Consider the following 23,797-nt stretch of genomic DNA (forward strand, 5'->3'; position numbering starts at 1 on the left):
AAACTAGGGAGCCACTGAGGATTTCCTCTGTAGCAAGCCGATAAGCCGTTTACCGTAGAGGCCGATAACCAACCCACTGATAATCAGTATCATCGCGACAATTTTCGCGGTGGGAATGCTTTCACTAAAAATCATCACGGAACCTAGCAGGCCAAAAATCGGGACTAGCAGCGATAATGGTGCGACAACGGAAACCGGGTATTTGGTCAGTAATGAATTCCAAATCCAATAGGCAAACAGCGTATTGGGATAGACCTGAAATAGAATAGAGAACAGCGTGGTTACATCGAACTGGGCGGCTAATTCAGTAAAGCCGCGGGAGCCATTAAATAGATAGCTCAGTAGAAATAGCGGGATAGGGGAAAATAAGCTCGACCAAACTAGAAAGGCAAAAACCTGTTTGGTATTGGATTTTTTAATTATAATGCTCACCAGCCCCCATACCACTGCACCGCACAATACCAATATCAGGCCAGTAGGCGTGACAGAACCATCACTGATGAAAATAATACTGGTTAGCCCTGAGAGCGCGATGGCGATACCAATACATTGATATCTTGAGAGCTTTTCGCCAAACAGCAATGTGCCAAGGATCATGGTAAAGAACGCGCCGAATTGCAGCACTAACGAAGCAATTCCTGCTGAGACACCGGCTTTAATACCCAGATTGACGATACCCCATAAACCGATACCAAATAGTAGGCCATAACCTATTATGTATCGCCATGAAGTGTCAGGTTTTTTGATAAAAAGGACTGCGGGCAGGGCGCAGAGTGCGAAGCGAATCCCGGCTAAAATAAGCGGGTCTGCGGTAATAAGGCCAAGTTTTATTACCGAAAAATTAACCCCCCAAATAGCGGTAATACATAGAGCAATTAAAAAATCAGTTAGTTTCACGCAGCCTACCTAGGGTGAGAGAATTAATCGGTTACCGTTATTTCACTGTGGCAGTTCACAAACTGAGTAGCAATATCAGTAGCGAACATGAGAATATTCCCAAGGCAGCGGTATCGCAATTCAGGATACCGCTGCGAATAATGGGTTATTAATTCTGTTTATATAAACCAGCGACCATAAAGCAGCTAAATGAACTAAATAGCATCTCAATCCCAACCAGAGTCGTAACCATGGTGATCGACATCAGTGGGCCGGCACTCACCAATAGATAGGTAATAATCAGATCCAAGACGCCGAGCAAGATTTGTAGCCATGCCCCCGGCATTCCCCATGTTCTAAAACCGGTTATCAACCGCATCACCCCACCAAAGGCAAACAGCACCGCCAGCACCACGGCCAGACTTATCATCCCTATTGCTGGATTGGTAATAAATACATAACCCATCACAATATATGCAATGCCAAGTAAAATACCGGTCACCATTGGCCAAAGATTATGGGAACGGTTGGTTACCATACCCACTATCATTGCAATCCCACTGAGTAACAGTAGGACACCAATAATTTTGCTGAGAACAACACTGGAGGCCAGTGGGTTAATAAGACAAAAGATCCCACCCAGTAATAGCAGGATTGCGATGACCCGCATGATAATCCGCTGTTTTTTTAAGGTACTTTCATCAAGGCTCATAAGGTATTTCCGATCTATATTTAGCATGACGATGACTCCTGTATAGTCTGAACTGGGTTATCGATAACTACCATGAGTATAGGTCGAACAATAAATGTATAAATAAAATCAATGATATTCAACTAATTATACTGTGGAATATTTCCTGTACGCCAGATGTGCAAATAGCATTGCAATGGCACTTATCATCCCCCCAAGAATACAAACACCTGACCATCCCGCATTCGCATATACAATTGTTGCACTGATAGCTCCGATGGCGCTACCGATGGAGTAGAACAACATATAGCCAGCAACCAAGCGGCTTTGGGCATCAGGACGTAACGCCAATATGATGCTCTGATTGGTCACATGCACCGCCTGAACGGCAAAATCTAATATCACGACACCGATAACCAGCCACCAGAGTGAATAAGGCAAAAATGCAATCGGCAACCAGGAAAGCAGTAGCAATGCCAAGGCGATTTGCGTTGTTTTCACTCCGAGCCCTCGGTCCGCCCACTGCCCTGCGCGGGCTGCGGCGAATGCGCCAGCGATACCTGCCAGCCCAAATAAACCTACCTGACTAGGTGATAATAGGTATGGCGGGCCACTGAGTGGTAACACCATCGCGGTCCATAGCACGCTAAAAGCCATAAATATCAGTAAGGCCAGAGTGGATCGTATGCGTAACTCCCGCTCACGGGTAAATAACCCCCATAGCGACAGTAGTAGCTGCCGATATGACGATACAGTCGGTTTGGCAACGGGTGGGATGACGCGATAAAGCACAATCACCATTAATAACATCACTGCTGCGGAGCAAAAATAGACGGAACGCCAACCGGCAAAGTCGGTCATCGTACCTGAGATAAAGCGCGCGAGTAGAATTCCCAATACGATACCGCTGGTGATCTTACCCACTATTTTGCCTCTTTGTTGCTCTGGAGCCAGTGCTGCAGCAAAAGCCACAATCACCTGCACCACGACAGCCATCAGGCCGATAATCAGCATCGCCATCAAAAGCAGCGAAAAAGTGGGGGCAAGGCTAACCGAAATCAATGCCACAGCAGATAACAATAACTGCCCGATAATTAATTTTCGGCGATCCCACAGATCACCCAAAGGCACAATGAATATCAGCCCCAAGGCATACCCTGCCTGCGTCAGAGTAACCACCAGACCGATCGCCGACGGACTAACGTTAAGATCCGTTGCCATAGTATCGAGTAGGGGCTGAGCAAAATAAACATTGGCAACCGCCATGGCGGATACCATCGCTAAGAGTGGCACCATTATTGATGTGAGGTGCGGTGCCAGAGCCGTTTGTGGTAATCGACGAGTGCGACTCTTTGCTGATTCTTTTCTGATGGACATAAAAATACCTGATGCCTTTCTGGTTTTCATTTGAAACCACTTAATTGATTTTTAACAGAGGTGGTTTTAATATGCAACCAGTTTCTCCAGCAATTAATCGGAGTAAAAGAATGACTAAAACGAGTGAAGGCCGGATAGAGGCAGAAGAATGCCCAGTTGCCAGAACGCTTGAGGTCTTGGGGGATCGCTGGTCACTCATGATAATTCGTGATGCTTTTGATGGGATCAGCCGTTTTGGCGAATTTCGCAATAACCTTGGATTGGCGAAAAATATCTTGGCGAGTCGCCTGCGTGATTTGGTTGAACACGGCATTCTGATGATAGTCCCAGCCTCTGATGGCAGTGCTTACCATGAATATGTGTTGACGGATAAAGGCCGCCAATTATTCCCGATTGTGGTCAGCTTGCGCCAATGGGGCGAAGATCACTTGTTTGCTGCTGGCGAAAAGCATTCTATTTTAGTTGAGAATCAGAGTGGGCATCCCATCAGTAAGCTGACAGTATCTTCACAGCAAGGTAAGGTATTGGATGCCAGCGAATGCCATCGGGAAAAAGTGATTAAGCAGTAAGGAAGGTATCAGCGGTGGGAAACATAATCTCAATGGATATTAATGACAGGAAAGGCAAATGGATTCTCGGATACTGGAAATACTGCAATACACATTGAAGCCAGGTAGTGGTGCGGAATTCCACCAAATTATGCAAGAGATCAGCATTCCCTTGCACGCCAGATAGGGGATGGACGTCGTCGCTTATGGTCAATCGTTGCACGACCCAGATGCTTATTACCTGATGCGTGCCTTTGACAGTCAAGAGGCATTAGCGGGCGCTGAGGCACGTTTTTACAGCAGTGACGGCTGGCTTTCTGGCCCACGAATGGCCATTATTGAACGTATTGAAAATAGTCTCAAATCCGTAATATCGGTGCCAACTGCCGCCATTGATGCTCTCAGAACGCAATCGGTCAATTCATAGCATTCTTATACTGAATACGTTATCAACTGATAACGTATTTAATCGCCTCTGGGATTGATTATTGCTCTGCCTGATAAGTATCGCGTAAGAAAAGGGTTAGCACATCTTTTGGCGGTGTCACCTCACATTCAGACAACAGCCACCCGACAGCGCCTCGGTGATAAGCACCATGATGCTCAACATGGGAAAACATCTCTTTTCTACTCATTGCCCCTTTTCCCCCATCGACAAATTTGAAGTTAATCATTTCATCCAATTGCTGTTCAACCAGAGAGTGAAGGTACTCGAGATAGTGATTATCACTGATAGCAAAGGCGTCACTCAGCACCTCTAGAGGCGGTGTCTCAACTGTATTCAGCGCAGTATAACGGTGGGGAATCCCCTGAATATTGGCGATAAAGATCTGATCAACCACATAAATATGATTCATCAGGCGAATCATAAGATGACGTTTATCTTTATAAGCAGCGGTATCAACATTGGCGATAGCGGAGAGGATCTCTTTATCAGCCCAGGCCTTGTATTGAAAAAGCATATCAAAGTGAGTAAGCACAGACATTTTCAGGTCTCATCGGAGAGTTAGATGGCTATTTTATAGTACGAGAATTATTGTAGGTCGTTAAGCAGCTTTGAATTTTAGCGGGCTAAAACATCTCACCAACGAAGGGGCTGGCTATTGAATGTTCGGCAAGCAAATAGCAATGGCCTATATATCTTGAGAAAACTAGGCAAAGCGCAGCGTCACTTTACTGTCTGTATAACCAAAGATTTTCTAATCACATTGATGGTTTATCAATCTAAATCAATAAGAATTTCTACTGATAGCCGAATACTCTCCTTTTCACAAGGAGGTGCGAAATAATGATTTTAGCTAAGAAATATTCAATATCAATTCTGGCATTCGCGTTAGTCTTATTCTCTGTCCCTACTTTCGCCAAAGTGGCTAATTCATCTGATGACCATGTAAAACAGATGATTATCAACGAGTCTATAGAGTCGTACCCTGGTAACTGCCCATGTCCTTTTAACTCTGCCAGCAATGGAAGTAGTTGTGGAAAACGCAGCGCGTGGAGTCGAGCTGGTGGTTATTCACCCATTTGCTATAAAAAAGAAGTTACAAAGGAAATGGTTGCAGAATGGCGTGAATCTAACAAAGCTTAAGATATAAAATTTTTAGTACATGAATGGCAATCCGCTCTAGAAAATGCAGCGACACTGACCTCAGATACAAAAAAGCCAACTCGAAAGTTGGCTTAATGTACTGATTTAACAGCTTAAATTTGGTGGCCCCTACTGGACTTGAACCAGTGACCAAGCGATTATGAGTCATAAAATTGGCATGTTTTTAATTGTTCGCCATTGTCTCTGTTTGTATTTTTAATTGTCTATAATCAATCGGTTATGAAGTTATTTTTGTTTCTGATTGGTTCTCTTATTTCCCCATTGTACTATCCTTACCTGACCCATTACCTGACCCGAAATGGGCATCGGGTCAGGTAACGCTTATCCTTAGAAAGGTAAACTCATGGCCGCTAATCTTACTGAGACTGCTATACGTGGATTGAAGACAAAAAGCACGGCGTACTACGTGTGGAGCAACAGTGCTCAACGTGGTACTGGCAGGCTTGGAGTTAAGGTTCAGCCTTCTGGCAGCAAAGTTTTTTATTTCCGTTACTACGTTGAGAAAGGGAAGAAAGAGAAGTTCATCCAGTTGGGCATCTGGCCTGAGATGAAACTGGTGACGGCCAATGAGCTGGCGAAAAAGTATGGTGCCTGGCTTGTTGAAGGAAAAGAGCCCCAGCAAGAGCTTGAGCAACAGCGCCTGGCCGAACAGCACATTATGCAGTTGCATCGTTCTCAGGGATCGTTTGAAGAACTGGTGCATGGTTACGTCAATAAGATGAAGCTCGACAACAAGCGGACGTGGGCTGATGTATTGAAGCGCATGGAAAGAGAGTGCTATACGGTTATTCCTCGCGAAACCAAAGCGAAGGATGTAACACCTCTGCAGATCAAGACCATTCTCTCAGGTATTATCCAGCGTGATGCTGTAGTCCATGCGAACCGAATTCGTTCCTACCTAATGGCGGCATTTAACTACGGTCTGAAGGCCGATAATGATCCGATGAATACCAGCGTGGGCATTACGTTCGGACTTGAAGTTAATCCGGTATCGGCCATACCGAAACAGTCCTCGGCAGAAAAAGTGGGTGATACATGGTTAACGCTGGAAGAGCTTCGTCTTGTCATGGAGCAGTTCGCTCAGGCCACCAACGTTGGGCCGCTGATGCAGCACCTAATCCGCTTCTGTGTTTATGCTGGCGGGCAGCGCCCGTTTGAAATGATTGCCAGCCAGTGGAGCGCGATTGACTGGCAGCAAAAGACGTTACTGGTCATTGCCGATGTATCGAAAAACAAGCGTGAGCACCTGATCCCGATGACTGAGTCGGCATTACAGGAATTAGCCTCGGTTAAAGAGCTGACTAAGGAAAGTAACAGTCCCTATATTTTCCCGCTATCAACAAACGGTGAGCGCCCGGTGCGTACCGACAGTCTGGCGCGTTCTATCATGTATTTCCGGGCCTTTAATCCTGAGTTTAAAGTTTTCACGGCGCGAGATTTACGCCGGACCTGTAAAACGCTGATGGGAGAGGCGGGGATTAGCAAAGAGATCCGCGACCGTATTCAGAATCACGCTTTGAACGACGTCAGCTCGAAACACTATGATCGTTATGATTACCTGACTGAAAAGCGCAGGGCGCTTGAGATCTGGGAAGATCGGGTTAACAACTATCAGCGACAGCAGGAAAACAACGTTGTGAACTTGTTTGGGCGGAGGTAAGAGCTTGGCAAAATATGAGCTTAATTCAGCAGAAGAGCGGTATCAGCCGGGTTCTGGGGATTTGGTGCTGGCTAATAAGTTAGGGATCACTGATGAAGAGGAAATGGAGGCGCTGGAATCAGGCCTGTTGCTGATGCTTTATGAACAGCTATTTATCGAGGGCCAGCCGCCAGCGGTGCTGGCTTTTGAGCACATCAGTGGGTGGCATCGCCAATGGCTGGGGAATGTGTATGACTGGGCAGGGAGGTTACGCAATGCCAACCTGACTAAAGACGGTTTTCAGTTTGCCGCTGCCGACAGGATTCCGCTGCTGCTTGATGGTTTCGAGAAGCAGTTTCTCTCCCGTTCTGGTGAACTGAAATCCTTGGCTCGTCCGGAGCTGGTTAGCTATCTGGCTGAATGCCATGTGGAGTTTATTTTGATCCATCCATTCAGAGAAGGTAATGGGCGTCTGTCGAGATTGCTTTGCGATGTGTTGTCGGTTCTGGCGGGGAGGGGCTTACTGGACTACAGCCTGTGGGATGAGCACAAGGCGTTTTACTTCAAGGCAATACAGGCAGGCGTATCAGGGAACTATAGCCCTATGATGCAACTGGTGAGCGACATTTTGCCAGATTAACGAGCGAGGCCAACGGCTTTCGCCTGTGCCTGATTTTGTTTCAGTTGCTGCTCAATTTTTTGCACAGAAGCACCGGTTTCGATCGCGGTTGAGCTGGCGACGGCGCGGTAGATTTGAGTCCTAGTGATCTGAGTATGTGCTGCTTTTTTTGTCATGGTGATAACCTTGTTTTGTTGCACTGATTCTAGTTCGGATGGGAACTGCCTGCAAGGCTGCTAACAACAGGGATACAACAGTGAATACCTGCATCGTTCATAGAGTAGCGCTGTGCATCTCTCGATTTGAGATGATGAAAAAACTTACATTGTCATTAAATAGTTTTTAAATTCATCGCTTTGCCTTGATACAATCCATTGTAATTGATAAGGTCAATTCATTGGTGGCGATAAATGACAAGTAACTCTGATTTTTTTGATGCTTCTGATCTGTTTAATATATCTGAACAATTCGATATCCCTGATATTGTTTGTCGTGCTGACGAGTTCTCGAAAAAATTTAATGTGAGCCTAGAGGATATCATATCAACATGGCTGGATAATAAAATAAGACTCTATGTTAATCTTCGTTCAGAATACTGCCGAATAATTCGTTATGCGAATAAAAATGAGCATCGGTATGATACTTATTATATCAGGACTGCAGAGGACCTCTATCAAAGTGAAAAAGAACCTCAGTCTGCCGTTAGGAAATTTATACCTTGTGATCGATCAGAAATAAATGAGTATCCAAACTTTAGTGGGGATAGATTTTATAAATATATTTACAACGGATATGCAAGTGGTTTTTGGCGACTACAACCTACGAGTACAACTCACTTAGCAAAGGATAATTATAATCTTAAAAATGCTAATGAATTGTGGAATGAAACTCCTGGAGAAGTTAGAGTTTTTGGTCGGGATGATAAGGATTATTTGATTTTTGATAAAAATATCTTTGTATCGCATGAATACTTGTACATTGATAACTCTGGATATCAAGATTTATTTCAAATTTTCAATAATGAAGAAAATGAAATCCATGAAGTAGAGAACTATCATATACAGACGTTCATTGCATTAATTTTACTCAAAATAAATTTCTCAAAAGAAAATGGCGAAATAAATTGTTTAAAAACAACAAATATATTGAATGCAGTCCGGGATAATCATAATTTATCTATAAAAGATGTTAGTAACAAAACTGTATCAAAATGGGTTAAAGATTCTTTAATAGAAGAAGGTAAGTTATCTTTAGAAATTGAGGATGGTCGTCATTCTAAAATAAAAGATAATGTAATATATTTAATAATTAAACACGGGCATGCGAACCTTACACTGGGAGAGTTGGTAAATATATTGACCAAAGAAGGCAGTAATTATCTGCTACAACAGGATATTACTTCCTCGATGTTAGAGACCTACCTTGATGCTCTTCTTATTAAATATTCTTAATTTCAAATAAATATCTCAATAAGGTTCTCATTAGACATTAGTGTAATGGGAACCTCTCTTCTTTAAATCTTTATTTAAATTGTACAAACTGCCTCTATCGAAACAAAGGAGGCAATATGAGTACAACATCTATTATTCCAACCCCTGAACAACGGTTGCAAATTCTGCATGTATACGGTGAGAAAGGTGACCGTCTGGTGCGGGAAAAAGAGCGTCAGTATATCACTTCGATTTCTCGCTCTACAGCCTGGAAGCTCGAAAAGGCTGGGAGGTTTCCTCAACGCAAATCACTTGGAGCTAAGTCGTGCGGGTGGTTGCTTAGCGATCTACTCTACTGGATTAATGAACGCTAAGAACCATGGTTTTTTAGTATTTTTCATCTAATGGTTGGGAATGCATCTTGCTATTTCCACTATTAATAGCGGAATAGCAACTCAACCGGAGGTACTTTTTACATTAAATGATGATGAGGTTTTATGTCGGGAGATCGAGAGTTCCCCATACATGTGTTCCCCGCGAGGGTGGGAAATGCAATTTATGAGATAGTGCAACATACTCAGGCACCGCTTCCCATGGTTGCAGCAGAGATGCTTGGCGTCATATCTCTTGTTTGTCAGAACAGAATTGATGTTTGTAGGTTGAATAATCTGCGTGGCCCTACATCGCTTTTTATTGTGACAATTGCGGAATCTGGGGAACGGAAAAGCACAGTAAGTAAGTTGTTAATGAAGCCCATTTACCAACTAGAGGAACGGCTATTTGACCTATATAAACAAGAAATAATTAAGTGGCGGTATAACGTAAAGATTTTCAAGGCGGAAGAGAAAGCTTTGATGTCAAAACTGAAGTCAGAGATCCGTGGTGGCAAAGATCCAATCATAACACGTGAAAGTCTGAGTATGCTGCAAGATAGTTATCCTGTAGAGCCTGTCAGATATAAGTTGACGTTTAATGATACCACACCAGCGGCGATAAAAGAGTACCTCTGTGGTGACTGGCCATCAGTTGGCATTTTATCAGATGAGGCTGGGACCATATTTAATGGTTATGCATTAAATGAATTGCCGTTTATCAACAAAATGTGGGATGGCGCAACGTATTCAGTCGAAAGGAAAAATGCACCTGAGAGGTTAATAAAAAATGCCAGATTGACATTATCCCTGCAGGTTCAGTCTGTAGTTATCAATAGATATATTGAAAGAAAAGGGGATGTAGCAAAAGGGATAGGATTTTTTGCTCGTACACTTATTTGTCGTCCCTTTTCCACACAAGGATATAGACAAATAACTAATCCTGTTGTCTCAAGTGAACATTTGCCTGTGTTCCATGAGCGATTAATGGAGATCGTCAATGAGAGTATCGAAAACAAAGATGAGCGTATTTGCCTGCATTTCTCGCCAGAAGCAGGACAGAGATGGATTGCATTTTATAATCAAGTTGAAACAGAAATGCGGTTACTCGGATTTCTTTCAGACTTTAAAGATTATGCATCTAAAATCGCTGAAAATATGGCAAGGATTGCTGCATTATTACACTATTTTAATGGTGATGAGGGAGACATATCTCTTACCGCTGCAGAAGCTGCTATAGAGATAAGTGCATGGTACGCAGATGAGTATATAAAGTTATTTTCCAAACAGCAGGAGCTAGATGTGGTCAATACAGATGCAAATGAGCTTTATTGGTGGATAAAAGAATACTGTAATAAAAATTTTGTACCTTACATTAGGAAAAACACAATACTGCAATATGGACCCAATCGGTTCAGAGAGCGTAATAGAACGAATGAATTACTAAACACACTTTACTCACAAGGTAAAATAAGTACCTATAAAAAAGGTAAAACTCTTTTTATCCAACCAGATAATATTTGGGATGCTATTTAAAGTGGCGCTTTGGTAGCGAAGTTTAATAGGTTATTAATTCACTCTTACTAATTACAGAGTTGTTTTTATCAGTCATTAAAGACTATGGCTGCCTTTTGCCTAAATTTAAATGTAGGAAAGGTAATATATGGTTACTTAGGGCTATTAGATAGACGACCTTCAATGAATAATTACTAATACATCCCTGTGGTATCACAGGGATGATTAAATCAGAGATATATTATGGAACTATACCAAGGCTCTCATGGTGAGCATATCCTCGCCTACCGAGACAGAATTGCTCAGACAGCTAGTAATGCTATCAATCAGTTTCATCGTACAATGGCATTAAGAGTGGATCTTCATTACCCACCTATTTTGGATAATGGTGATACGGTATGCTGTTTTCCTAACCTTGAACCGGGTGCAATATCACGTTTTCTGGATTCGTTTAAAGCGATTCTGGAAGCTCATGAACATCGCAGAAAGTTTGCTGGAATCAGAGTTAACAAAAATGTTGTACGAAATGTCTGGGTAAGAGAATACTCAAAGAATGGCAAATGCCATTTCCACATTTGCTTATTCTTTAACAAGGATGCTTATTACCATCTGGGGCATCTTAAGCATAGTGGTACACTTAGCAACCAGATAGTCAGAGCCTGGTACAGTGCTCTCGGACTAGAACTTGAAGATTGTCGTGAGCTTGTTCATTTTCCTGATAATTGTCGGTATGTACTTAACGTAAATGATCCTGATTTTGACATCATATACAATGATCTGCTTAACCGTCTGGATTATCTGACTAAACTTGATACTAAAGTATTTAGTGAGGGCGATCGTAATTTCGGCTGTAGTCGAGGGTGATTTATTTTTTTGAGTCAATGGCCTTTCTTATGGAAAGGCCATATTTTCCAGCATTCGAGATAAAATTATTAGGCAGAAGATACTGTTAATGATCGCCAGCTATAACAATTGTTAGTTTTATCTAAATAGCTGCACCTAATACCGCTACACTTTTGCCTGACCATGTTTTCTTTCAGGAAAGGGACTGACTGTTTCCATAAAGTGGCGAACTCTATTTAGCAGTTGCCACATCGAGCGGCATTGATGAATACGAGTTATCATATCGTGCAATGCCTGCCATATCCTTTCCATCATCCTCGGGCTCCTGCTGGCGGAGCCAGATACGTAATGTATCGGGAGTGCAGCCAATCTTTGGGGCAATGGCGCAGATAGTAGCCCATTTTGAGTTGTAGATATTCTGCTTCACCAGAACTATTCCAACGGCGCGTTGACGAACTTCAGGGGGAAATCGGTTATGTTTTGCCATCCTGGTTACCCCTCTAAAAGATTGTAGTTTCAAGGGGTACCGGTGCGGTTCAGTAAATGTCTTTTGCATTTGTCGTGATAGAATGGGGTCCCAATTTTGCCCTATAAAAATCCGCTAGCTAGGTGCCGATCATGAGCCAGAACAAGCGATACATCCCCCTCAATGCCGGCGAATCCGCCGTCTTGCCCGACGCTAACACACTGCTGCCACGCGGCGAAGTGTACGAACCGCTGGCTCGGATGATTATTGAAGCAGTGGACAATGCAAAAGCCGCCGCAGGCAGGTCGCTGAATGAGCTGCGCGAACATAATGCCATCTCTATAGATGGCGCGCGCGGAACTGGTAAAACTGCTGTATTGGTCAATCTGAAAAGCTATCTGAAAGATCGGGACGTCTTGAAATATGTCCACATCCTTGACCCGGTAGACCCGACTCTGCTAGAAAATGGCGAATCGTTATTCCTGCACATCATCGTCGCTGCCGTGCTTCACGATAAAGATGTCAAAGAACAGCAGCGGAATACACCGAATAAGGCCCGCAGCCTGAACCAGACGCTGGAGAAGCTCGCCCAGTCACTGGAATCGGTCGAGACACAACAAGACCGTCACGGCATGGACAAGGTACGTGCCATGTACAGTAACAAGCAGCTAGCCGACTGCGTACAGGATTTTTTCCGCGAAGTGTTGGGCTTGCTGGGCAAACAGCTGTTGATCCTGCCTATTGACGATGTCGATACCTCGTTGAATCGTGCCTTTGAAAACCTCGAAATCGTACGCCGTTATCTAGCCACACCTCATGTCTTGACTATCGTCTGTGGCGATCGATCGCTTTACGATGAGGTGACCTGGCGCGATTTTCATGGCCGTTTGACCAAGGATTCCAGCTACCGTCGCAAAGAGGCCTATGAAAGGGCCGTAGAGTTGGCCGCAGAGTATCAACGCAAGATCCTGCCGTTCCCTCGCCGTTTGACCATGCCGGAAGTCAGCAGCTATTGGCAGTGGGGGACAGTTGGAGAAGATGTGGCTGAGACGAGAGTTACACTCGGCAATGCAAACGATGCAATGCCTTTGGCTAACTTCATTTCTTGGCTGGATATCTTTTTGACTGGCCCGGTGAATGGATTTGAAAGTAGTCGTCCCTCGTTGCCAATACCTTCTATCCGTGCCTTGTCGCAGCTAATCAGGCATTGTCATGATCTTATTCTGGGATTGCCTGCTGAAATTCGTACAGCCAAGGATGATTTGAATGTGCGGATTAGTTGGCAAATGCCTCCTAAGCTTCAGGATGAAGCTCTGAAGGTAGCAAAACTTCGAGATGAAGCTGATAAAGCAACGAAACTTCAGGATGAAGCTGATAAAGCAGCGAAACTTCAGGATGAGGCTGATAAAGCAGCGAAACTTCAGGATGAAGCTGATAAAGCAGCGAAGCAGAAAAGAAATGAGTTTGCACAGAAGCTGGTGAATTACTTCTGTTTTGAACCCAAAGCCGGAGCAGCCTATCTGATATTGCTTGCCAAACTGCATTGGCAAGAGTGGCTCGACTCCTCATCCTCACAGCATCGCAGCCTTCTTGACACGCCCTTGTTCCAGCCCCTTACACATGCTACGGCCAACTTTGAGCTTTTTGACAAGGCGGATGACCTTTCTGCTTGGCCGATTTTATTGGATGGGCGTTTGCCTGGAGAGTGGCTGGCCGGTATCAAATCGCAAAAAACCATTCTGCCGTATCCAGTGGCAGAAGTTGGGATAAATTCAAGCAAAGGGTGGGATTACATCAAGGAGATTCAGAGCCTTTCAATCCAAGGTTTGCAAGATGATCAAAAGAAAAAGGCAAGCTTTTTGATTGCTTTGCTGGCACAGAATAATTTTTACACCAACGCCAAGAAAACTATGCTGCTGAATATAGGCCGGGTGTTTGAGTTATTAATTTCCAGCATTGTCGGGCCGCTATCTATTGAAGAAATTCAGGCAATCATGGGGCGGGCTCCTTTCTTTTCTACGGCAGCTCTGGCACCCACTAAAACAATCACTTTTAACGAAAAAGAAAATAAATCCAATGGTGGTGCTGATGAAGGCTCGGAAGAGCCTCAAAACGCAGAGTACGATATAAATTTGATAGTAGAGAAACTACATCAAGAAATAAATATGTGGCGACAGGCCTGTCATGTTAACCAAATCGAGCTTGCGCCGTGGTTGGTTTACAAGGTGTTTAATAAGGTTTATAGCCAGGTGGCGAGTGATGAGTATGTGCCAAATGGCATGAAACGTATCAGAACGGCACTAAATATGGTGGCTCACAGTTTCTACGCAACCTGGTTTGCCTTTGGTAGTTTTGAAAAAGGGGAGTTGTTTGGCTTGCCTAATGTGATAGCAACGACCAACATCAATCCTGAAAATCTAAAAAATTACACAAGCAATGACCAGTTTAATGTCAACGTCAAACCAATATTGGAGGCTTTTGATAAAAATAATTCTTTGAGGGCTGTCAGCATTGTGCTTGCAAAGCACCCGTTGAAGAAGTGGATTGATGAGGTAATGAATTTGGATTGGCCTAAGTCTGAGGACGATCTTGAGGCTAAAGCTGAAAAATATTTGAGAGAAGAGCTTGGCATCATCGCCAAGAATATAAATAAAACTACAATAAAAACACAAGCCAGAAAACAAATAGCAAAATTAGGTTCGATAAATGATTATATGGCAGCTAATTTCGGAGGTGATAACAAGTACACAAAACTCCAAAAAGAGGTTTTTGATGAATTGCGTAAAGATCCAGCGCTAAACTCGTCAAATCAGCCGCAACCTAATATACAGCCGACAGGACAAGGTCAGGATAAGGACCCAGAGTAATGCTCCAGCGCACCCTGACGGAACACGCCGCCGAGTGTTTTTTCGGCGATAAAAGGTTGGCTGCATGGCTGTGGGACACATTACTCACGCCCTCGGGTGGTCTGGAGTCTGACCGCTGGCATCGACTGCAGGGCGATTTCTACCATTTGCTGGTAGAGGGAGTGGAGGCGCGTTATCCGCGCGAGCACCGGCTGACCGATGTGCGCCAACTAATGGGGCGGATGCTCGATGGGCATTTGCTGCTGACCCCTGCCCTGCCTTGGCTGGACGAGCTACAACAGCGGCTATTGCAGCGCAATGGCGACTTGCTCTGCTACCGTGAGGGGGAGGTGCAGGCATATGTACGCCTGGCTGCGGGACTTGATCCTACGCTACTGGCCGGTTGGCACTTAGCGAAGTGGCTGGATGAGATGCCGCAGCCACGAGCTCACGACATCCGCCGCGTCGTGTCTGCTCAGACCTCCTTTTTCGCGCCACTGGGTAACCCCTCACAGCCATTTGCCGAGGGGCATGTGCATTTCTGGGGTGTCACAGCAGATAGCGCGATTCTCGATGACTATCTGCTGGCGGGGAGCGAGTTGACACCTAACGACGAGGCGAATCAGTGGCAGCGCGAGCAGTACAACAGTCTGCAGTCACTGTTGCATCGTGCGCGGCAACTGCTGGTGTTGTTGCTGAAACCCGATGAGCAGGCCAAAAATAATACGGATAAGCAGCCATGTCGTCACGAAGGTTGGTCGCAACATCTGGCACAGCTCAATCTTGCTATGCACACGCCCATCAGCAAGCCTGACTGGGATTTGCTTGCCGCCAGACTGCATGCGGCAAGCCTTGGTAGTGCGGATTGGCTGCTGGGCGAGTTCGCATTGTCGATGGGCAGTGGAGAGGCTAATCGCTGGCTTTGGCTACATGTCTATCTTTGTGGTCGCTATACCGAGTCGGACACGCACCCGCTGCAACGCTTAGCCATCTTGTGTTTCTGGCAAACTGTCAATCAGCTGCGCCGCAGCCTGATCATGGACGGACAAGGGTTAACGCGTTTTGCCGGGCGCTATTTCCAGTCGGCAATGCAGCGCAAGCCCATAGGACATGACAATATCCGCCGACTGTGGCCTGCTACTGCGGATGTGGCTGAGATCAAGTCAGGGCCATTGGCATTCAAGCCTAAGTTCGTCAGTGAAATTGCTCGCGGTCTGATCAAAAATGCCAGCTTGTCCCTACCAAAACCCCCTTACATTTTTGGCGAATCTGATATTAAGCTGGATATGCAAGCTTTGGCCATCATGCAGGCCATGGAACGCTGGCAATTCTGTGGTCATTTCTCACGTTCGCAGGCGCACAAACAAAACCTACGCCCCAAGTCAAAAAGCAAAGGACTATGGAAAGAGGCTGAGAAGCTGATGCGCAATCTGCACAGTGCTTCTAGCTGGAATGCGCCCTATTTTCTGGGAGGCAGGCTGAATCCTAATTTCCATTTTCAGCCCGCCAGATGGTTTCGTGGGCTGGATGTGGCGGGGGATGAAAACGCGCTGAAGATAGAGTGGTTTGCGCCGGTGCTGCGTTGGCTGCGTAGCGGCTTCAAGCCACTGCCGGATGGCGAACGTGCCAGCACCGGCTTTCACCTGAGTATTCATGCCGGAGAGGATTATGCCCATCCGGCATCGGGCATGCGCCATATCGACGAGACGGTACGTTTTTGTGAAATGCGCGAGGGCGACCGGCTCGGGCATGCACTTGCGCTGGGTATAGTGCCGAAACAGTGGGCTGCACGGCAGGGCGAGATGATGCTGCCGCTGGACGAACATCTGGATAATCTGGTGTGGCTTTGGCATCACGCTAGTATGTTGAGCGGTTTACTGCCACTGGCACAACAGGTATTGCCGCTGTTCGAGCGGCGAATTGCCCGTTTCTGGCGTCTGTCACGCTGGTGGCAGGTGCCGGATTTTATGGCTGGTGATGACTGCGGCTACGATGGCAAAGTCTATGTAGATCCGGTTGCTGATTACAAGGATGGGCATTTGCGTCATGCGACACCGGACGATCTGTATCAGGCATGGTGGCTGCGGCGTAATTGTCATTATCGGCTTGGAATGGTTGGCGATGGCTGGCAAGTTACTTCGCAAGAGCAATGCGCTTTGCCTGACCATCAAGAATTGAGCAAGCAACATACGTTGGCGAGCCAGCTGTATCAGGCTCGGCATGATTGGCTGGCTTCGCTGACAGAAGCGCCGCTGGTGATTGTGCGCATGGGGGACGAAGCGGGGGCGCATGGAGAGTTTTACCCCAAGCTTGGCCGCAAGGCTGATGAAAACATTCTGGAAGATGTCGATACCCCGGCCGAACTGGATTTCATGCACGCGCTGCAAGACTGGCTGCTGACCGAATATGACAAGTTGGGGTTGATCATCGAAGCTAACCCGACATCCAATGTCTATATCGCGCGCCTGAAATCACATGCCGAACATCCAATTTTCCGTTGGTATCCGCCTGACGAATCGGTGCTGGAGAGCGGAGCTTCGGCCAACCTTTACGGATTGCGCCGAGGACCGGTGCGTGTGCTAGTGAACACCGACGACCCTGGCATCATGCCGACTACATTACGCACCGAGTTCTTGCTGCTGCGCGAGGCTGCGCTTGAGCTTAAGGTAGGCCGCACAGTGGCCGAACGCTGGTTGGAGACCTTGCGCCAGTACGGCATCGAGCAATTTCATCGCAATCATTTTCCGGTATTCGAGCCGGTTTAAAGGAGAATAATTGTCGGAAAAAATGCACATCTTGTGAAACAGTGAGTCACCCCCGCTTCTCTATATGATTTAACGGTGGTATTTGATACAAAAACTGACTGTGCCCTGAACAGAACGGCTGATGGAAGAGCATGCCAAGGCCGATGACTTTATTCATCACCTTTACTCAACACAATTAGCGGTGTGGCAGGTTTAGCAGTTGGACCGCCCTGCGCTGGGACTAAAGCCAATGCATCCCTAACGATAGGTTGTCATAAAAACGCTCAAGGTCAACATCGACTGTCACGTCAGTTATTAGCAACATTATTACTAAGGTAGTATCAAACTTGTTTGGGTCGTTGAACCGGCTTTGTTTGAATGCAAATCAGATTTAGGGTACGCCTCTCCGTGATCAGTTACCTTCCTAAGGAGTTGAAGTATTTAAGTCTTTGAATCGATGTCGATCAAATATTTTTGAGCTAAATGTGCAAGAATCAAAAAGTCATGGCCTCATTCGTGGCAAGAAAACTATTAGCTAATTAATTCAATGGGTAAGGTGAGTTGGGAGCGTAATCAACATGGAGCTTGAAGTAATTCGGATATCTGGTTTCCAATCTTTTGGCCCAGAACTGACAGAGGTAAGTCTTGAAAATATCACTTACTTAATCGGTCCTAATGGCTCGGGTAAGACCGCGACACTTCAGGCTTTATGCAAGCTATTTGCATTTAATCCTGCATTGCGTCGGATCCATCGTTCAGATTTCCATGTCCCTTATGATGAAGAAGAAGTTCCAGAAGAGCGCCAATTGTGGATAGAAGCTGACTTTTTATTTCCTGAACTTGATGAGGAGGATGATAACAGTACCGTAGCACCTCATTTTAGTCATATGCGACTTGATGATCCGAGGGGGCTCCCACGTGTGCGTTTTCGCCTCACTGCTACTATGGGACTGGATGGTGATATCGACGAAAACTTAGTATATGTACTGGATGTCAATGCTGATGGTTCACCTCAAAACACAGCTCAAGTACCACGAGCAGAGCGTAATCATATCCAAGTTCATTATTTACCTGCCAGACGTGACCCTGCTGATCACATTACTTATGGCGCGAATGCGTTACTAGGCCGTTTGCTCCGTGCCGTACACTGGGATGCTGAGCGCGATACGATCAAGGGTCTGACAGATCAAATAAGCGACAGCCTTGCAGCAAACCCTTCAGTAAATGCATTTAGTGAGAGTTTGAAAACAACCTGGGCCACTCTACATAAAGGCAAATTTTTTGCTGATCCAAAAATTACATTTGTGGCTTCGGAAATTGAAGCGCTGCTGCGACATTTGTCGGTTTCTTTTACCCCTGGGCACGACGGTCCACTTGTCGATTTCTCGCGGTTGAGTGATGGCCAAAAGTCAATGCTTTATCTTTCCCTAGTATTATCATCCCAAGCGATTGGGAGAGCTGTGCTCGCCGAGGAAGATGTATCTTTTGATCCCGATAAATTACGTCCACCGGTCTTTACGTTAGTCGCCTTGGAGGAACCAGAAAATAGCCTTTCTCCACATTACTTGGGACGTATCGTCAATGCCTTGAATACCATGACGAAAAATGTGGATGCACAAGCTCTCATTGCTACACATGCTCCCACCATGTTGCGTCGCGTAGCCCCTGAGTTAATACGTTATCTCCGGTTAACTGAAGCTCGAAAGACAAGGGTCAACTGTATTAAATTGCCTGAGAAATCTGATGATGCACACAAGTTTGTTCGGGAAGCAGTCCAGGCATTTCCTGAGATCTATTTCTCGCGTCTGGTAGTGCTTGGCGAAGGTGATAGTGAAGAAATTGTATTGCCACGTTTGCTTCAGGCGAAAGGTGCGCAGGTTGATGAGTCAGCAGTCACGATAGCACCACTGGGGGGGAGGCATGTTAATCATTTTTGGCGTTTGCTTTCAGTATTGCAGATTCCATATTTGACACTTCTTGATCTCGATGTAGCTCGTTATGCAGCGGGGTGGGGCCGAATTAAATACGTCAATGATCAACTTATTGTTCATGAACCGGAAAAGAAACTCCCCGAGGATCATGGTATCCCCATTTGGAATAGTGACACTTATAAGGTTCGAAACTACCCTCACTACTTTAATCTTCTCGAAAAACGCGGTGTCTTCTTTTCGTATCCAATGGATTTGGACTTCGCCATGCTTCTTGCATACTCCAAGGCCTATAAAGTCGTTGAGGAAGAACCTGATGCCTCTACGCTCAAAGCAGTACTTGGGAAAAGTCATTACGATTCATCTCAATACAGTGAAAATGAGTTAAAGTTGTTCAGTACTTATCATCAGAGTTTCAAACTTGGCAGTAAACCAGCATCCCATATTGATGCGCTGGCCATGCTAAATGACGAGGAATTACTTGAAAATATGCCTGAGTCACTAAGCAGGCTGGCAGATGGAGTTATTGCCAAACTCAAGGAGCTGCCAGAATGATTGCTGCTGAAGCATGGCAACCCGCCGATGGGCTGACGTTGGAACCAAATGCAAAACGAGCAGCAAAAGCACGTAAGCGCTGCTTGGCACTCACAGCCGGACCTGGTGCAGGTAAAACGGAAATGCTTGCGCAACGAGCAGACTTTCTTTTGCGTACAGGAACATGCCGGTACCCTAAGCGGATTCTAGCGATATCCTTCAAGGTTGATGCCAGCCGAAACCTAAAAGAGCGTGTCGAACGGCGGTGCGGGCCCGATCTTGCCTCGCGTTTTGATAGCTATACCTTCCATGCGTTTGCCAAACGTATCATCGATCGTTTCAGGCCGGTGCTCACGGGGAAAAATGCTCTGGATGCAGGTTATACAATTGTAGACAAGAAAAATGGCCCTTCGCGTACTCAAATTGAATTCGGCGATCTAGTCCCGTTGGCAATCCAGATATTGCAAACCTCAAAAATTGCCCGAAATGCAATTCGGAAAACTTACAGCGATATTTTCTTGGATGAGTTCCAGGATTGCACGAATTTACAATATGACTTAGTTAAGCTTGCTTTCCAGGGGACTAGTCTTCGCCTTACGGCAGTAGGTGATACTAAACAAAAAATTATGGCTTGGGCTGGGGCGCTGGATGGTATTTTCCAAACCTTTGCCAATGATTTTAATGCTGTACCACTTAACATGTATCGCAATTTCCGTTCTAAACCAAAATTGCTTCGGGTTCAGAATGAAATTATTCGTACGCTTGATCCTGACTCTGTCATGCCAGATGAACAATTGGATGGCGATGAAGGTGAGGTTTATGCCTACCGTTTTGAAGACAGCTGTAAAGAAGCCATCTATTTAGCTGATCTAATAAATAGTTGGATAAATTCAGAACAATTACCACCTGCAGAAATTGCAGTCTTGGTTTCCAAACAGTTGGAACTTTATGCTGACCACCTTATGATTGAGTTGGAAGTACGCGGTATTCCATATCGTAACGAGCAACAATTGCAGGATATCACTATAGAACCTGCCGCACGTTTGATCGTAGATTATTTATCATGTCTCTATGGTAAGCGTGAACCTAAGGCTTGGATTAGATTGATGAATCAAATGATTCCTTTTGCCGATGAAGAAATACAGTCAAGTGCGAAAAAGGATCTTGATCAACTAATTAAAAAACAACGTAAAAAAGTATCTGATGCTAGGCATACAGACTCACCTTTTTCAGATTGGGTACAATTGGCAATAGAGTTTCTGAAGTATATCGGCTCCAAAATGCTGGTTGCTTTATCACCTGACTATGAAACTCGTTCGCGTTTAAATGATGTTATCCATGAAACTTTTGCGCGGGTTAAAGAATTGCTGAAGTCAGAACCAGATTTTCCAAAAGCGTTGGGACGTTTTGCGGATGATCAGGCTGTGCGCATTCTGACCATTCATAAAAGTAAAGGGTTGGAATTCGACTCTGTCATTATCATGGCGGTTGAAAACGAGATTTTCTTTGGCAATCAAGATGAGAATCGTTGCGCTTTTTTCGTTGGTGTTTCGCGAGCGAAACGACGATTGATTCTCACACATGCCGATCATCGAGAACGTCCTGCTAACGCTGGCCGTTGGAATATTAGTCGAACTGCTCAATCTGAGTATTTTAGTTACGTCACTCCATTTGTAGCGGGTAAAAATCTTAAGTAATTCTTCATTTTTTATTAAAAAGCTACGACTCATTACTTAAAATAGAAATATGTTATAAATGCTTCGCTAGGAGAGGTCACTTGCTCCTCGTTGATTATTACAGCAGTGTTGCATAATAAAATTTACATGGTGAAAGATTAGTGATTGGGTCAGCATCGTAAAAAACTTCAGATATATATCATTCAACTGAGTATATCCCATTAACGGCAGAACCTAACGGTCCTGCCGTTTTTTTATTATTTTTTCAGAGGCGTAGTGATGAAAAAATCTGAAGATTCATTATTGCTGCAACAATCGCTTTCTGGTCTACCGCAGTGGGCATCAGAGCGGATTCTGCAGCAAGTAAACCAGCTTACTAACTATGAGCCAGTAATTGGTATCATGGGCAAAACTGGCTCTGGCAAGAGCAGTCTTTGCAATACCCTGTTTGCCGGTGAGGTATCGCCAGTCAGTGACGTGGCCGCCTGCACTCGTGAGCCACTACGCTTTCGCCTGCAAGTGGGGGAGCGCCATATGACGCTGGTGGACCTCCCCGGTGTGGGGGAAAGTAGTTCACGCGATGCGGAATATGCAGCGCTTTACCGTCAGCAATTTCCCCGACTCGACCTGATACTGTGGTTGATCAAGGCTGATGATCGGGCGCTGGCGGTGGATGAGCACTTTTATCATCAGGTGATTGGAGAGGCTTACCGGCATAAGGTGCTGCTTGTTATCAGCCAGTCGGATAAGGTTGAGCCCACCAGCGGAGGAGAGCGATTATCCACAGAGCAGAAGCAGAATATCAGCCGTAAAATTGCCCTGCTGCATGAGCTATTCCAGCCGGTAAATCCGGTCTGTGCAGTGTCAGTACGTCTGCAGTGGGGACTACGGGTGATGGCAGAGCGGATGATTCGCTGCCTTCCCCGTGAGGCCAGTAGCCCCGTGGCGGTACAACTCAGTGTGCCGCTTCGTACTGATGCCATTAATAAAAAAGCCCGCGACGATTTTGGTGAGACGGTAGGTACGTTACTGGATACGCTAAGCTCCGTGCCGCTGATACCGACCCCGGTTCGGACCATCATCCAGGCTGTACGCGACACAGTGGTATCGGTCGCCCGTGCCGTCTGGAGTTTCTTCTTCTGAATATCTCCCCCTTAATTCTTTGTACCTGAGCCCTGCCGCGATTGCGTGGCAGGGCTTTTTTGTCTTTATTCTTCCATTATGAGGAGTCTGCTTATGACCCGTCTGGCTTCGCGCTTTGGCGCAGCTAATGTTATCCGTCGTGATCGCCCGTTAACCCGTGAAGAGCTGTTCCGCGTGGTGCCCAGCGTATTCAGTGAGGACAAACACGAATCCCGTAGTGAACGCTACACGTACATACCTACTATTTCCCTGCTCGACAGCTTGCAGCGCGAGGGCTTTCAGCCGTTCTTTGCCTGCCAGACCCGTGTGCGAGATCCTGAGCGTCGGGAGCACACCAAACATATGTTGCGTCTGCGCCGTGAGGGGCAAATTACGGGTAAACAGGTGCCGGAAATCATTCTGCTGAATTCCCACGATGGCTCCAGTTCATACCAGATGCTGCCAGGGTTATTTCGTGAGGTTTGCCAGAATGGGCTCATTTGTGGGGAGACCTTTGGCGAGGTGCGGGTGCCGCATAAAGGCGATGTGGTGAGTCAGGTGATTGAAGGGGCGTATGAGGTACTGGGGATTTTTGACCGGGTGGAGGAAAAGCGCGATGCGATGCAGTCGCTGATGCTGCCACCTCCGGTCCGTCAGGCACTCGCCAAAGCCGCAATAAATTACCGCTTTGGCGAGGACCACCAGCCAGTAACCGAGGCGCAGGTTCTGACTCCCCGTCGTTACGAGGATTACAGTGATGACCTGTGGACCACCTATCAGCGTATCCAGGAAAACCTGATTAAGGGCGGGTTAAGTGGTCGTAGTGCAAAAGGTGGACGGACCCATACCCGCGCGGTACGTGGCATCGATGGCGATGTGAAGCTTAACCGGGCATTGTGGGTGATGGCAGAAACTCTGCTTGAGCAGCTGTAACAGAGCGAATTGAACTCTCCGCAATTCCGG

19 protein-coding genes and 3 pseudogenes are annotated in these 23,797 nt (G+C 45.8%); 15 read left to right on the forward strand and 7 right to left on the reverse strand.

The features are described 5' to 3' along the window. Nucleotides 1-3 precede the first annotated feature (3 nt). The 3 genes from EL015_RS02585 to EL015_RS02595 form a co-directional block, all read right to left on the reverse strand. Nucleotides 4-897, reverse strand: coding sequence for an EamA family transporter (locus EL015_RS02585; protein WP_005190472.1), 894 nt, complete (start codon nt 895-897; stop codon nt 4-6). A 148-nt stretch (nt 898-1,045) separates the two neighbouring features. Continuing rightward, the gene (locus EL015_RS02590; RefSeq protein ID WP_032907485.1) at nt 1,046-1,615 is read right to left on the reverse strand and encodes an HdeD family acid-resistance protein; all 570 of its coding nucleotides are present in this window, start codon (nt 1,613-1,615) and stop codon (nt 1,046-1,048) included. 99 nt (nt 1,616-1,714) lie between these two features. Next, nucleotides 1,715-2,944 (reverse strand): MFS transporter, encoded by a 1,230-nt coding sequence (locus EL015_RS02595; RefSeq protein ID WP_032907482.1) that lies wholly within the window; start codon nt 2,942-2,944, stop codon nt 1,715-1,717. Nucleotides 2,945-3,054: 110 nt separating this feature from the next. On the opposite strand from EL015_RS02595, the gene EL015_RS02600 reads away from it, so the two are divergent. After that, nucleotides 3,055-3,513 (forward strand): winged helix-turn-helix transcriptional regulator, encoded by a 459-nt coding sequence (locus EL015_RS02600; protein WP_005190463.1) that lies wholly within the window; start codon nt 3,055-3,057, stop codon nt 3,511-3,513. A 58-nt stretch (nt 3,514-3,571) separates the two neighbouring features. Next, nucleotides 3,572-3,919, forward strand: a pseudogene (locus EL015_RS02605) (putative quinol monooxygenase). Nucleotides 3,920-3,977: 58 nt separating this feature from the next. On the opposite strand, the gene EL015_RS02610 reads toward EL015_RS02605, so the two are convergent. Next, nucleotides 3,978-4,478, reverse strand: coding sequence for a DinB family protein (locus EL015_RS02610; RefSeq protein WP_032907479.1), 501 nt, complete (start codon nt 4,476-4,478; stop codon nt 3,978-3,980). A gap of 305 nt (nt 4,479-4,783) precedes the next feature. Between EL015_RS02610 and EL015_RS02615 the strand changes: the two genes are divergently transcribed. The 3 genes from EL015_RS02615 (at nt 4,784) to EL015_RS02625 (ending at nt 7,380) form a co-directional block, all read left to right on the forward strand. Further along, complete coding sequence (locus tag EL015_RS02615) at nt 4,784-5,080, forward strand: hypothetical protein (RefSeq protein ID WP_371112944.1); 297 nt, start codon at nt 4,784-4,786, stop codon at nt 5,078-5,080. 364 nt (nt 5,081-5,444) lie between these two features. Further along, nucleotides 5,445-6,761: a tyrosine-type recombinase/integrase gene (locus EL015_RS02620; protein ID WP_032907474.1), complete on the forward strand. Its 1,317-nt coding sequence runs from the start codon at nt 5,445-5,447 to the stop codon at nt 6,759-6,761. 4 nt (nt 6,762-6,765) lie between these two features. Continuing rightward, complete coding sequence (locus EL015_RS02625; RefSeq protein ID WP_005190454.1) at nt 6,766-7,380, forward strand: Fic/DOC family protein; 615 nt, start codon at nt 6,766-6,768, stop codon at nt 7,378-7,380. On the opposite strand, the gene EL015_RS02630 is transcribed toward EL015_RS02625, so the two are convergent. Continuing rightward, nucleotides 7,377-7,535, reverse strand: a complete 159-nt coding sequence (locus EL015_RS02630; protein WP_086018961.1) for a hypothetical protein — start codon at nt 7,533-7,535, stop codon at nt 7,377-7,379. The genes EL015_RS02625 and EL015_RS02630 overlap by 4 nt on opposite strands. A gap of 234 nt (nt 7,536-7,769) precedes the next feature. Here EL015_RS02630 and EL015_RS21780 point away from each other — a divergent pair, with 234 nt between their 5' ends. From EL015_RS21780 to EL015_RS02650, 4 genes are all read left to right on the forward strand, one after another. After that, nucleotides 7,770-8,810, forward strand: a complete 1,041-nt coding sequence (locus EL015_RS21780; protein ID WP_005190448.1) for a hypothetical protein — start codon at nt 7,770-7,772, stop codon at nt 8,808-8,810. Nucleotides 8,811-8,926: 116 nt separating this feature from the next. Next, nucleotides 8,927-9,163, forward strand: a complete 237-nt coding sequence (locus EL015_RS02640; RefSeq protein ID WP_022631407.1) for a helix-turn-helix transcriptional regulator — start codon at nt 8,927-8,929, stop codon at nt 9,161-9,163. A gap of 123 nt (nt 9,164-9,286) precedes the next feature. Further along, the gene (locus tag EL015_RS02645) at nt 9,287-10,696 is read left to right on the forward strand and encodes a YfjI family protein (protein ID WP_005190447.1); all 1,410 of its coding nucleotides are present in this window, start codon (nt 9,287-9,289) and stop codon (nt 10,694-10,696) included. Between the two features lie 222 nt (nt 10,697-10,918). Further along, a complete protein-coding gene (locus EL015_RS02650) occupies nt 10,919-11,539 on the forward strand; it encodes an inovirus Gp2 family protein (protein ID WP_032907469.1) in 621 nt (206 codons plus the stop codon). A gap of 144 nt (nt 11,540-11,683) precedes the next feature. Here EL015_RS02650 and EL015_RS02655 read toward each other — a convergent pair. Next, nucleotides 11,684-11,830 (reverse strand): annotated as a pseudogene (locus tag EL015_RS02655) (IS630 family transposase); the annotation flags it as partial. After that, nucleotides 11,805-12,005: pseudogene (locus EL015_RS21845) on the reverse strand (transposase); the annotation flags it as partial. The pseudogenes EL015_RS02655 and EL015_RS21845, both read right to left, overlap by 26 nt. A gap of 131 nt (nt 12,006-12,136) precedes the next feature. On the opposite strand from EL015_RS21845, the gene rdrA reads away from it, so the two are divergent. From rdrA to EL015_RS02685, 6 genes are all read left to right on the forward strand, one after another. Next, complete coding sequence (rdrA, locus tag EL015_RS02660) at nt 12,137-14,851, forward strand: antiviral RADAR system adenosine triphosphatase RdrA (RefSeq protein WP_032907467.1); 2,715 nt, start codon at nt 12,137-12,139, stop codon at nt 14,849-14,851. After that, a complete protein-coding gene (gene rdrB, locus EL015_RS02665) occupies nt 14,851-17,595 on the forward strand; it encodes an antiviral RADAR system adenosine deaminase RdrB (RefSeq protein ID WP_005190441.1) in 2,745 nt (914 codons plus the stop codon). The genes rdrA and rdrB overlap by 1 nt, the downstream gene beginning before the upstream one ends. Nucleotides 17,596-18,152: 557 nt before the next feature. Beyond that, the gene (locus EL015_RS02670) at nt 18,153-20,057 is read left to right on the forward strand and encodes an ATP-dependent nuclease (protein ID WP_005190438.1); all 1,905 of its coding nucleotides are present in this window, start codon (nt 18,153-18,155) and stop codon (nt 20,055-20,057) included. Further along, nucleotides 20,054-21,733 carry a UvrD-helicase domain-containing protein gene (locus EL015_RS02675; RefSeq protein ID WP_032907465.1) on the forward strand — a complete coding sequence of 560 codons (1,680 nt, stop codon included), beginning with the start codon at nt 20,054-20,056 and terminating at the stop codon, nt 21,731-21,733. The genes EL015_RS02670 and EL015_RS02675 overlap by 4 nt, the downstream gene beginning before the upstream one ends. A gap of 258 nt (nt 21,734-21,991) precedes the next feature. Further along, a complete protein-coding gene (locus EL015_RS02680) occupies nt 21,992-22,855 on the forward strand; it encodes a GTPase family protein (protein WP_032907462.1) in 864 nt (287 codons plus the stop codon). Nucleotides 22,856-22,948: 93 nt separating this feature from the next. After that, nucleotides 22,949-23,767, forward strand: a complete 819-nt coding sequence (locus EL015_RS02685) for a DUF932 domain-containing protein (RefSeq protein ID WP_005190429.1) — start codon at nt 22,949-22,951, stop codon at nt 23,765-23,767. Nucleotides 23,768-23,797 lie beyond the last annotated feature (30 nt).

The organism is Yersinia intermedia, assembly GCF_900635455.1.
GTDB classification, from domain to species: Bacteria; Pseudomonadota; Gammaproteobacteria; order Enterobacterales; family Enterobacteriaceae; genus Yersinia; species Yersinia intermedia.